This window comes from Phenylobacterium sp., from assembly GCF_016793225.1.
Lineage (GTDB): Bacteria > Pseudomonadota > Alphaproteobacteria > Caulobacterales > Caulobacteraceae > Phenylobacterium.
On sequence record NZ_JAEUMN010000125.1, the window covers coordinates 1 to 10,200 of the forward strand.

The window sequence follows — 10,200 nt, forward strand, 5'->3', positions numbered from 1 at the left end:
GTCGGACTTTCGCTGGCGGCCGTTCCCGCCCCGGCCGAGGCGGCCAAGCGGGTGCTCGTCTGCAAGAGCGTCAAGAAGTCCGCCAACAAGGGCACGGTGATCGGCGCGGTGGCCGGCGGCGTCCTGGGCAACCAGCTGGCCGGCAACGGCGCGCGCACGGAAGGCACGCTGCTGGGCGCCGGCGTCGGCGCGGTGGCCGGCCACCAGATCGCCAAGTCGAACGCCAAGAAGAAGCGCTGCCGCTACGTCTATCGCTGAGGCTTCAGGCAGAGCCAGCGGGTGCGGTGGAAGTTGGGGGCGTTGTCCACCCAGCCCGTGACCCGGCGGCTCACCAGGTTGCGGTTCACCACGAAGTAGACCGGGATCATCGCCTCCTCGTCCAGCATCAGCTGCTCGGCGCGGGCGAGGATTCGCGCGCGTTCGGCGAGGTCCGGCTCCTGGTCGGCCGCGGCGAGCAGGGCGTCGTAGGCCGGATTCTTGTAGTCCCCGTAGTTCTGGGCCCCGGTGTCGCTCTTGAAGAGCCCCAGGAAGGTCACGGGATCGTTGAAGTCCCCGTACCAGCTCATCGAGCCGATCTCGAAGGCGCGGTTGCGGTAGGCGGCGAAGGCGACGCCCGCCTCGTTCTGCTCGATCCGGGGCTGGACGCCGATCGCCCGCCAGTCGGCCTGCACCGCCTCCATCAGCAGGAGGGTGTCGGTGTTGTTGGGCGTGGTGATGGTGAGCTTCAGCGGCCGCGCCGCGGTGTAGCCCGCCTCGGCGAGCAGCCGCCGCGCCTGCGCCTGCCGCTCGGCGAACGGCAGGCCCGCCCAGCGCAGCCGGGGCCCCTCGCCCGCGCCCACGTAGCCCGCGGTGATCGGCGGCGTGAAGGCGTAGGCCGGCTGCTGCCCCGCGCGCAGCAGCTTGGCGGTGATGAAGTCGCGGTCCACCGCCATCGACAGCGCCCGGCGCACGCGGACGTCGCGGAAGGCCGCCACGTCGCGGGTGTTGAACGACAGGTAGGCCGTCGCCAGCGAGACCCCGGTGCGGGCCACGCCCGGCATGGTCTTCTGCAGCCGCTCGTAGCGGTTCGACTGGAAGCGGGTGTTCAGGTCCAGCTCGCCGCGCGCCACCCGCCGCTCGGCCGAGACCACGTCAGGCGTCGGATAGTAGTTCACCCGGTCGAGGCAGACGTTGGCGGCGTCCCAGAAGTAGGGGTTCTTCTCCACCGAGATCCGGTCGCCCAGCCGCCATCCCGTCAGCCGGAACGGCCCGTTCCCCACATACCGCCCCGGCTGCACCCAGCCGTCGCCGTACCGCTCCACCACGTGCCGCGGCGCGGGGAAGAAGCTCTGGTGCTTCAGCAGTTCGGGCAGATAGGGCGCCGGGTGCGCCAGCCGGATCTCCACCGTGCGGGGATCGGGCGCCCGGACGCCCAGCGCGGTCAGCGGCGCCTTGCCCTCGTTCACCGCCTGGCCGTTCTCGATGACGTAGAGCAGGTAGGCGTAGATGGAGGCCGTCTTCGGATCGAGCGTGCGCCGCATGCCGAACACGAAGTCGTCCGCGGTCACGGGCCGCCCGTCCGACCAGCGCGCCGGGCGCAGGTGGAAGGTCCAGGTGAGGCCGTCGGCGCTGGTCGTCCAGCGTTCGGCCGCGCCCGGGACCGGCTTGGCGTCCGGGCTGTCGGTGGTCAGCCCCATCATCAGGTCGCCGATGATCGCGGCCTCGTCGACCAGGTTGGCCTTCTGCGGGTCCAGCGTCTGCGGCTCGGAGTTGTTGCCGTACTCCAGGCAGACCTTGCCCGCCGGGCAGGCCGCCCGCTGGGGCTCCCCCTGGCAGGCGGCCAGGAGCAGGGCGAGGAGAAGCACGGCGCGGCGGATCACGCCCGCATCAGTCTACGCAGACCCGCGTCCTGTCTAGTTCAGCCGGAAGTCCGCCCCGACGGCGCGCAGTTCCGCCGGCTTGATCAGCTTGCAGTGGCCCACCGTCACCTTGAACAGCGGCCCCTCCAGGGTGCGATGCCAGAAGTCCAGGAACTTCCGCAGCGTGGGGAACTCCGGGAAGATGTCGTAGTCCTGCCAGATGTAGCTCTGCAGGAGCGAAGGATGGTCGGGCAGCCGGTACAGGATCTCGGCCGTCGTCAGGCCATAGCCGGCCAGCTGCTTCCGGAATTCGGGCGACGCTTTCATTCAGTTCCACCTCGCACGCGTTGGACCGCAGGGGCCACGCCGCACGGGCGGGGCCGCACACCCTGACAGTACGCACGATTCTGAACGAAAGTTTCAAGATTCCAATATGTTAGCACTCATGCGGCAAGGCTGCTGCTAGCCGAACAGCTCAGGCCGCCGCACGCGCAGCGCCAGGATCAGCGCCAGCGACTTCAGGTCCTCGATCCGGCGCTGCTCCACCCAGGTCCAGAGCAGCGACAGCGGGACCTCCTCCACGGCGATCAGCTCGTTCTCGCCCTCGACCCCGCCGCCGGCGGCCACGCGGTCTGCGGCCCGGTACTCGGCCAGGAACAGGTCGATCCGCTCGGACGACACGCCCGGCGTCGAGAACGGCGAGCCCACGGCCTCCAGCCGCCCCAGCCGCACCCCGCACTCCTCCAGCGCCTCGCGGACGGCGGTGTCCTCGGCGTCCTCGTTGTCGACCATCCCCGCCGGCGCCTCCAGGAGCGCCGGCGGGCCGCCCGCCCAGATCACCGGCGCCCGCGGCAGGTTCACCATCAGCGCCGTCCGCCGCTCCGGATCGTAGGGCAGCACACAGGCCGCCCGGCCGTGGTGCTCGATCTCGCGCCGGAAGGTCGTCCCGTCCGGCCCGGCCAGGGTGGCCACCAGCAGCGTCAGGTAGCCCTGGTAGGCCGTCTCGACCTTGCGGAGTTCGACCGTCGACATTTCGCCATGCTCCCACCCCGCTTCGGCCGGGAACGGCGCGCAGCCTCGCACCGTTCTCAGCGTCCGCGTCCGTCACGGGGTCACCCGCCATGCCCGACATTGGTCACGAGGTCGAGCCGACCCGCGCCCTGCCGCGCGGACCGGCCGGCGCCATCGCCGCCGCCGCCGAACGCCTGCCCGACCCCGACGACCCCGCCTTCGGCCGCCTCTTCGACCGCTTCGGCGACGCCCGCGTCGTGCTGCTGGGCGAGGCCAGCCACGGCACGTCCGAGTTCTACCGCGCCCGCGCCGCCATCACCCGCTGGCTGGTGGAGAGCCGCGGCTTCAACATCATCGCGCTCGAGGCCGACTGGCCCGACGCGGCCATCCTCGACGCTCAGGTTCGCAACGCCCACATCCACGGCCGGCCCGCCCCGGCGGGCGAGGCCTTCGCCCGCTTCCCCCTCTGGATGTGGCGCAACCGCGAGTTCCAGGCCTTCACCCGCTGGCTGGCCGCGCACAACGCCGCGAGGCCCCGCGGGGCCCAGGTCCGGGTCTGCGGCCTCGATCTCTACAACCTCGCCGCCTCCATGCGCACGGTGATCGACTACCTCGACCGCGTCGACGCCGAGGCGGCCAAGGTGGCGCGCGCGCGGTACGGCTGCCTCGCCCCCTGGGCGCAGGAGCCGGCGGCCTATGGCCGGATGGCGGTGTCGGGCCGCTACGCCGCCTGCGAGGGCGCGGTCACGGCGATGCTGACCGACCTCCTCCAGCGCCGGCTTCGCGAGCCCGACCGCGGCGACGAGGCGCTGCTCGACGCCGCCCAGAGCGCCCGCCTGGTCCGCGACGCCGAGGCCTACTACCGGGCCATGTACGACGGCGGCGCCCAGGCCTGGAACCTGCGCGACCGGCACATGTTCGACGCCCTTTCCGCGGTGATGGAGGCGCGCGGCGGCGACGCGAAGGCGGTGGTCTGGGCGCACAATTCCCACATCGGCGACGCCCGGGCGACCGAGATGGGCATGGTCCGCGACCAGCTGAACCTGGGCCAGCTCTGCCGCGAGGCCTGGGGCGAACAGGCGCGCCTGATCGGCTTCGGCACGCACGCCGGCACGGTGGCCTGCGCCGGCGACTGGGACGCGGCGATGGAGATCAGGCGCGTGCGCCCCTCGCTCCCCGACAGCCACGAGCGCCAAGCCCACGACGCGGGCCTCCCCCGCTTCCTCCTCGACCTGCGCCCCGGGCACCACGGCCCCGCCCGGCGCGCGCTCTGGGAACCTCGCCCGCAGCGCTTCATCGGCGTCGTCTACCGCCCCGAGACCGAGCGCCAGAGCCACTACGCCGACTGCCGCCTGTCCGAGCAGTTCGACGCCTGGGTCTGGTTCGACGAGACCACGGCGGTCACCCCACTGTCCGCCGAGCGCGGCCGCCACGAGACCGGCGCCGAGGAGACCTGGCCGTTCGGGGTGTAGGGAGATCGCCGACGGCCCCGAGGTCAGCCTCGCCCCGTTCCTCACAACAAGAAGGCGGCCCACCGGCGGGTGCGCGATGGGCCGCCCTGCAGTCTGCAGCAAGCGTCTTGGAGGCGGTCAGCGTCCGCGCGCCGCCCCTGCGGCCGTCAGGCCGGCGTGAGGGAGGCCACCCGGCTGTTGCGCCGGCGCAGCATGGCGCCCAGCCCGCCGAAGCCCATGATCATCAGCGCCCAGGCGCCGGGCTCGGGGATCGCGGCGCCCACCGGCACCCCGACGGCGCCCTGCGCGTACAGCGATTGCCCGGCGGTCGCGCCGTTGTTCTTGACGGTGAGGCTGGTGAAGCCGTCCGAGCGGATCCCCGAGAACGTGGAGATTGCGGACAGGAAGAACTGGATCGGCGGGTGCTCGCCCTCCGTGAAGGTCAGCGGTCCCGTCCAGCGGAACACCAGGTTCTCCACGGTCGGGTCGTCGGTGAAGCCGGGCACCGGCTGGAACGCGTCCGGATCGGTGGACACCGTGCTCGTGAGCTCGGTCGTCGCCTCGATGAACGGGTTCGGCAGTGCGCCGAAGCCGACGAAGCCGGCGAAGTCGTAGATGATCAGCCCGTCGCCGGGGCGGACGCCGGCGTCGCTGTCGAGCGTGAGGTTGTAGATGAACTCGAAGTTGGATCCGGAGGGCGTGACCGCGTCCAGCGTCGGAGTGACGCCGGCGGCTTGCGCGCTCCCGGCCAGCACCAAGGTGGCCGCGGCAGCGAAGAGGAGCTTTTTCATGAAGGGCTTCCACACGTCACAAGGTTGACGCAGCCCCAACCAGGGCCGGCGAGCGATGTTCCAGCCCCGCCGCGATTTCGCCGCAAATTCTGCACGGGGAAGCTGCCTTACCTCCAGCCGAGGCCGGCGCTTCCCCACCTACGTGATGTCTTGACGGACCAGCTCCCCAGGCTTCCGGCTTCGACTGCCGCAGCTCACCTGAGCGTCCTCTGCGCCGCAGGCGCCGTTCTTCTCGAACCACCAAGACCACCAAGAGATCCGGAGCCGCTCAGCTCACGGCCCCTTCGTGCGCTTGGTGGTCGAGTAACGGGCCCGACGCGAAGCGTCCTCATGAGACACCACGAATGACAGCTATCCAACGATGGGACCCAGGCCTCTCCGCGGCCATTCGTGGTCTTCGTGTGCATTCGTGGACCAACAACACGCCTCCACGAGCAAGGATCGGATTGCGCCCGCGGTCCGCGCCTCAGCCCAGCGTCGCGCGCAGCATCCAGGCGTGTTTCTGGTGCGCGTCGATGCGGGCGTCGATGACCGCGGCGGTGACGTCGTCGGCGCCCTCGCGGGCGGCCTTGGCGGCGGCGATCAGCGCCTCATGGTCGGCGACCAGCTCGCGCAGCATGCCGGCGGCGTCCTGATGAGGGTCGCCGTCCTTGATCGACGACAGCCGCGCGAACGCGGCGTAGCCCTGCGGCGCCAGCTGGCCCAGCGCGCGGATCCGCTCGGCCACCAGGTCGATGGCGGTCCACATCTCGGTGTACTGCTCCATGAACATGCCGTGCAGCGCGTGGAAGTTCATGCCGCGGACGTTCCAGTGGTAGCCGTGGGTCTTGAGGTAGACGGCGTAGGTGTCGGCCAGCAGCTTCGACAGCTCGCCCGCGACCTTGTCCTGGGTTTCCATGGCGTTCGTCCTCCTCAACGGGGATGGGGGTGGGCGCCGACCCGGACGGGGACGGCGCGAGGCCGCCAGGCGCGCTCGTGCAGCGCGTAGGCGATGGTCTGGAACACCGGCTCGATCAGGCCGACGGCCAGCGCCGCCTGCCAGTTGCGCGTCAGCGCGTAGGCCACGGCGATGGCGACGGTCATGTGGACGACCGACCAGCTGACGGTCTTGGCGGCGAGGCGCATCGGGACTTCCTTCCAGTGACGGCAGAGATAGGCGCCCGCGCGCCAGAAATCCAATCGATCGTTCCGTCATTTGGAATAGATCGTACCTATGACGAGCGATCGCCGCTTGGCGCCTGCCCGCCTTCGGTTATCGTCGATCAGACAGCTCCAGCCGGCCGGTCACCGGGACGGCGCCCAAGAACAGATGCGAGCTGCAGGGAGACGCGCCCATGAAGTTCACATGGTTCAACCTGATGCCATGGCCGTATCTGCCGGACGATTTCCGGGAGACCCATCGGTCCGTCTGGGTCGACATCGACCAGCGCCTGTTCGATCCCGTGAAGAGCCATGAGGTCTACAACACCTACATGGACCTCCTGGAGTACGCCGGCACGCTGGGCTTCGACGGCATCGGGGTCAACGAGCACCACCAGAACGGCTACGGCATCATGCCGTCGCCCAACATCATCGCCGCCGGCCTGGCGCGCCGCACCAAGGACCCGGCCATCGTGGTGCTGGGCAATTCCATCGCGCTCTACAATCCGCCGGTCCGCGTGGCCGAGGAGTTCGCGATGCTGGACTGCATCTCGGGCGGGCGCCTGGTGGCCGGCTTCCCGGTCGGCACTTCGATGGACACCAACTACTGCTACGGCCAGATCCCCAGCCTGACGCGCGAGAAGTACAACGAGGCGCACGACCTGATCATCAAGGCCTGGACCGAGCGCGACCCGTTCGCCTTCAACGGCCGCTACAACAAGCTGCGCCACGTGAACATCTGGCCGCGACCGATCCAGCAGCCGCATCCGCCGGTGCACATCCCGGGCGGCGGCTCGGTCGAGACCTACGACTTCTGCATCGACAACACCTACAGCTACTCCTACCTCAGCTTCTCGGGGTACCTGCGCGCCAAGGCGCTGATGCAGGGCTACTGGAACCGGGTCGAGGAGCGCGGCGCGCCCGACAAGAGCCCCTACCGGGCCGGCTTCGCCCAGACGATCTGCGTGGCCGAGACCGACGCCGAGGCCAAGAAGCTGTACGAGGAGCACGTCAGCTATTTCTACAACCGCTGCCTGCACGTCTATCCGGGCTTCGCGGACGCGCCCGGCTACCGCACCATCAAGACCATCCAGACCGGCGCGCTGTCGCAATACGCCCCGCCCGTGGGCGGCTACTCCCAGCTCTCCTGGGAGGAGCTGACCGAGCAGGGCCACGTGATCGCCGGCTCGCCCGAGACGGTGCGCCAGCGGATGGAGGACCTGATCAAGGGCCTGCACGTGGGCAACATCTTCTGCCTCATGCACGTGGGGAACATGCCGGCCGACAAGTGCATGTACTCGACCAGGCTGTTCGCCGAGAAGGTGATGCCGCACCTGCGGAACATGTTCCCGGACTATGCGGACGACGACCGCTTCTGGTGCAAGCCGCTGTCGAAGATCGCTACCGCCGGCGACCTGCCGGCCGCCCCGGCGCGCGCGCCGATCCCGGCCGAGTGAGGGAGCGCCAGATGTTCGAACTGAAGACCGTCCAGACCCACTACGCGCCGGTCCGCTACCTGGTCGGCGGCGCCGGCCCCGACCTCGTCTACCTGCATGGCGCGGGGGGCGTCGCGGCCGAGGATCCGCTGCTGGCCGAGCTGGCGAAGAGCCATCGCGTCTACGCACCGCTGGTCCCCGGCTACGGCGACTCGGAGGAGGCGCCCGAGATCCGCGACATGCTGGATTTCACGCTCCACACCTGGGACGTGGTCCAGGCCCTGGGCCTGAAGGACCCGATCCTGGTCGGCCACTCCATGGGCGGCATGATCGCGGCCGAGATGGCGGCGGTGCAGCCCAACGACGTCTCGCGGCTGGCCCTGATCGCCCCCGCCGGCCTCTGGGACGACGACCACCCCATCGCCGACCTCTTCGCCACCATGCCCTACGAGATGCCGGCGCTCCTGTTCCACGACGCGGAAGCCGGCGCGGCGATGCTGACCGCGGGGCGGAACGTGACCGACCCCAACTTCCTGCAGACCTACCTGGTGACCAACGCCCGGCAGCTCGGCATGGCGGGGCGCATCCTGTTCCCCATCCCCGAGCGCGGGCTGTCCGGCCGGATGCACCGCATCCGCGCGAAGACGGTCATCGTCTGGGGCGACTCCGACCGGCTGATCCCGCCGGTGTACGCCCACGGCTTCAAGAAGGGCATCGCTGGCGCCGAGCTGGTCTCGATCCCCGAGGCCGGCCACATGGTCACCCTCGAGCGGCCGAAGGCCGTGGCTGAGGCCATCGCGCGGTTGGGCTAGGGCGTGGGGCGCTCGGGCACGCGCCAGAGGTAGATCTCCGAGCCGTCGGCCATCTCCCGGGTGGCCTCCGGCCGCCAGTCGCCCATGTCCCAGGCGTGGCTGACGATCCGCGTGCCCGGCTTCAGCGCCAGCAGCTTCGGCCGCAGGCGCAGGTTCAGGTCGGGCAGCAGGTAGAGTGTGACCACCGTCGCCTCCGAAAGGTCCGTCGCGAACAGGTCCTGCCGCCGGAACTCGACCAGATGGCCGACGCCCGCGGCCCGGGCGTTGGCGCGGGCCTCGCGCACCCGCTCGGCGCTCAGCTCGACCCCCAGGCCGCGCGCGCCGAACCGCCGGGCCGCCTCGATCGGGATCCGCCCGTCGCCCGAGCCCAGGTCGTAGACCACGTCGCCCGCGCGCACCTCGCCCAGCTCCAGCATGGCGGACACCGTCGACTCCGGCGTGGGCACGTAGATGACGTCGATCCCGCGGTCAGAGGGCACGCTCTGGCAGGCCGCCAGGACCAGCGCCGCGAGGGCTGCGACGAGCATCTTCACGACGACCGCTCCTTTCACGCCTGCGTGATCTGGCGTGAACCAAACCAGCCGAACCGGGTTTTCGCAAACCGTCGGAGGCCATCGGCGTCAAGACGCTCTGGCCGCCGCCGCAAGACGAGGGACCGACACATCCCACGCCTTTGAGGAGAGAACACGATGAAGACCCTGATCCTTCCCCTCGCCGTCGCCACGGCGCTGACCGCCGGCGCCGCCACGGCGCAACCCTACGGCTGGGGCTCCGCCCGCTCGATCGACGAGCGCCAGGACATGCTGATGCACCGCATCGACCGCGGCGAGGCCACCGGCCAGCTGACCCGGCGCGAGGCGTACCGGCTGAAGATGGAGTTCAACGCCATCGCCCGGCTCGAGGCCCGCTATCGCTACAACGGCCTGTCCCGCTGGGAAGCCAACGACCTGATGCAGCGGCTGGACAACCTGCAGCACAGCGTCCGCATGGCCCGCCGCGACGACGACCGTCGCCGCTACGGCTATAACGACCAGCGGCCCATGTACTAAGGGCCCGACGACCAGTCCGACGTTGCGGCGGCGGGAAGGACCATCCTTCCCGCCGCCGTCGTTTCCGGGCACGGGATGGACCATGGCCGCCGACCTGTTCGACCTGCCGCCGCAGGGCCCTCCAGGCTTCGCCTGCCGCCCCGCGTTCGTCACGCAAGACGAGGAAGCCGCACTGCTCACGCGCCTGGGCGAGCTCGACTTCCAGCCGTTCCAGTTCCAGGGCTACGAGGCGCGACGCCGCGTGGTGTCCTTTGGATGGCGCTACGAGTTCAGCGGCGCGGGCGCCCTGGTCGAGGCGTGGCCCCTGCCCGACTGGCTCTTGCCGCTGCGCGACCGCGCGGCGGCTTTCGCGGGCGTGCCCGCCGCCGACTTCGTGCACGTTCTGATCAACGAGTATCGCGAAGGCGCGCCCATCGGCTGGCATCGGGACCGGCCGCAGTTCGACAAGGTCGTCGGCGTGTCGTTAAAGGCGGCGGCCATCATGCGTTTCCGCCGCCGGGTAGGATCGCGGTTCGAGCGGCTGAACGCCCGCCTCGCCCCACGCTCGGCCTACCTGCTCGACGGCGAGGCGAGATGGACCTGGGAGCACAGCCTTCCGGAGGCCAAGGCGCACCGCTTCTCGATCACCTTCCGCAATCTGCGCGCCCCCGCCTGACCAAGGGCGTTGCAGCG

Annotated in this window: 13 protein-coding genes; 6 read left to right on the forward strand and 7 right to left on the reverse strand. The window is 70.4% G+C overall.

Annotation, left to right across the window (positions count from 1 at the left end):
• The first annotated feature begins 12 nt into the window (after nucleotides 1-12).
• Nucleotides 13-258: a glycine zipper 2TM domain-containing protein gene (locus JNK30_RS14800; protein ID WP_293483277.1), complete on the forward strand. Its 246-nt coding sequence runs from the start codon at nucleotides 13-15 to the stop codon at nucleotides 256-258.
• Here the strand turns inward: JNK30_RS14800 and JNK30_RS14805 are convergent.
• The 3 genes from JNK30_RS14805 to JNK30_RS14815 all read right to left on the reverse strand — a co-directional run bounded on the left by JNK30_RS14805 (nucleotide 249) and on the right by JNK30_RS14815 (nucleotide 2,870).
• The gene (locus JNK30_RS14805; protein ID WP_293483261.1) at nucleotides 249-1,859 is read right to left on the reverse strand and encodes a peptide ABC transporter substrate-binding protein; all 1,611 of its coding nucleotides are present in this window, start codon (nucleotides 1,857-1,859) and stop codon (nucleotides 249-251) included. The genes JNK30_RS14800 and JNK30_RS14805 overlap by 10 nt on opposite strands.
• Before the next feature lie 33 nt (nucleotides 1,860-1,892).
• Complete coding sequence (locus JNK30_RS14810) at nucleotides 1,893-2,165, reverse strand: usg protein (protein ID WP_293483263.1); 273 nt, start codon at nucleotides 2,163-2,165, stop codon at nucleotides 1,893-1,895.
• A 135-nt stretch (nucleotides 2,166-2,300) separates the two neighbouring features.
• Nucleotides 2,301-2,870, reverse strand: a complete 570-nt coding sequence (locus JNK30_RS14815; protein ID WP_293483265.1) for an NUDIX domain-containing protein — start codon at nucleotides 2,868-2,870, stop codon at nucleotides 2,301-2,303.
• An 89-nt stretch (nucleotides 2,871-2,959) separates the two neighbouring features.
• On the opposite strand from JNK30_RS14815, the gene JNK30_RS14820 reads away from it, so the two are divergent.
• Nucleotides 2,960-4,321 (forward strand): erythromycin esterase family protein, encoded by a 1,362-nt coding sequence (locus JNK30_RS14820; protein ID WP_293483267.1) that lies wholly within the window; start codon nucleotides 2,960-2,962, stop codon nucleotides 4,319-4,321.
• A 146-nt stretch (nucleotides 4,322-4,467) separates the two neighbouring features.
• On the opposite strand, the gene JNK30_RS14825 is transcribed toward JNK30_RS14820, so the two are convergent.
• From JNK30_RS14825 to JNK30_RS14835, 3 genes are all read right to left on the reverse strand, one after another.
• A complete protein-coding gene (locus tag JNK30_RS14825) occupies nucleotides 4,468-5,091 on the reverse strand; it encodes a PEPxxWA-CTERM sorting domain-containing protein (protein WP_293483269.1) in 624 nt (207 codons plus the stop codon).
• 466 nt (nucleotides 5,092-5,557) lie between these two features.
• Complete coding sequence (locus tag JNK30_RS14830; RefSeq protein WP_293483270.1) at nucleotides 5,558-5,989, reverse strand: DNA starvation/stationary phase protection protein; 432 nt, start codon at nucleotides 5,987-5,989, stop codon at nucleotides 5,558-5,560.
• A 14-nt stretch (nucleotides 5,990-6,003) separates the two neighbouring features.
• Nucleotides 6,004-6,270 (reverse strand): DUF2061 domain-containing protein, encoded by a 267-nt coding sequence (locus JNK30_RS14835; RefSeq protein WP_293483272.1) that lies wholly within the window; start codon nucleotides 6,268-6,270, stop codon nucleotides 6,004-6,006.
• Between the two features lie 155 nt (nucleotides 6,271-6,425).
• On the opposite strand from JNK30_RS14835, the gene JNK30_RS14840 reads away from it, so the two are divergent.
• Both JNK30_RS14840 and JNK30_RS14845 read left to right on the forward strand, forming a co-directional pair.
• Nucleotides 6,426-7,688, forward strand: coding sequence for an LLM class flavin-dependent oxidoreductase (locus tag JNK30_RS14840; protein WP_293483273.1), 1,263 nt, complete (start codon nucleotides 6,426-6,428; stop codon nucleotides 7,686-7,688).
• Nucleotides 7,689-7,699: 11 nt separating this feature from the next.
• A complete protein-coding gene (locus tag JNK30_RS14845; RefSeq protein WP_293483274.1) occupies nucleotides 7,700-8,479 on the forward strand; it encodes an alpha/beta fold hydrolase in 780 nt (259 codons plus the stop codon).
• On the opposite strand, the gene JNK30_RS14850 is transcribed toward JNK30_RS14845, so the two are convergent.
• Nucleotides 8,476-9,006, reverse strand: coding sequence for a methyltransferase domain-containing protein (locus tag JNK30_RS14850; RefSeq protein ID WP_293483279.1), 531 nt, complete (start codon nucleotides 9,004-9,006; stop codon nucleotides 8,476-8,478). The genes JNK30_RS14845 and JNK30_RS14850 overlap by 4 nt on opposite strands.
• Nucleotides 9,007-9,168: 162 nt before the next feature.
• Between JNK30_RS14850 and JNK30_RS14855 the strand changes: the two genes are divergently transcribed.
• Entirely contained in the window at nucleotides 9,169-9,528 is a 360-nt protein-coding gene (locus JNK30_RS14855; protein ID WP_293483275.1) for a hypothetical protein, read from the forward strand.
• Nucleotides 9,529-9,610: 82 nt separating this feature from the next.
• A complete protein-coding gene (locus tag JNK30_RS14860; RefSeq protein WP_293483276.1) occupies nucleotides 9,611-10,183 on the forward strand; it encodes an alpha-ketoglutarate-dependent dioxygenase AlkB in 573 nt (190 codons plus the stop codon).
• Nucleotides 10,184-10,200 lie beyond the last annotated feature (17 nt).

What these genes read in the sequence shown, in the direction of transcription:
- JNK30_RS14855 (WP_293483275.1), top strand. Translation starts at nt 9,169, where the DNA reads ATGAAGACCCTGATCCTTCCCCTCGCCGTCGCCACGGCGCTGACCGCC.
- JNK30_RS14840 (WP_293483273.1), top strand. Translation starts at nt 6,426, where the DNA reads ATGAAGTTCACATGGTTCAACCTGATGCCATGGCCGTATCTGCCGGAC.
- JNK30_RS14815 (WP_293483265.1), bottom strand. Translation starts at nt 2,870, where the DNA reads ATGTCGACGGTCGAACTCCGCAAGGTCGAGACGGCCTACCAGGGCTAC.
- JNK30_RS14850 (WP_293483279.1), bottom strand. Translation starts at nt 9,006, where the DNA reads ATGCTCGTCGCAGCCCTCGCGGCGCTGGTCCTGGCGGCCTGCCAGAGC.
- JNK30_RS14830 (WP_293483270.1), bottom strand. Translation starts at nt 5,989, where the DNA reads ATGGAAACCCAGGACAAGGTCGCGGGCGAGCTGTCGAAGCTGCTGGCC.
- JNK30_RS14845 (WP_293483274.1), top strand. Translation starts at nt 7,700, where the DNA reads ATGTTCGAACTGAAGACCGTCCAGACCCACTACGCGCCGGTCCGCTAC.
- JNK30_RS14820 (WP_293483267.1), top strand. Translation starts at nt 2,960, where the DNA reads ATGCCCGACATTGGTCACGAGGTCGAGCCGACCCGCGCCCTGCCGCGC.
- JNK30_RS14825 (WP_293483269.1), bottom strand. Translation starts at nt 5,091, where the DNA reads ATGAAAAAGCTCCTCTTCGCTGCCGCGGCCACCTTGGTGCTGGCCGGG.
- JNK30_RS14810 (WP_293483263.1), bottom strand. Translation starts at nt 2,165, where the DNA reads ATGAAAGCGTCGCCCGAATTCCGGAAGCAGCTGGCCGGCTATGGCCTG.
- JNK30_RS14860 (WP_293483276.1), top strand. Translation starts at nt 9,611, where the DNA reads ATGGCCGCCGACCTGTTCGACCTGCCGCCGCAGGGCCCTCCAGGCTTC.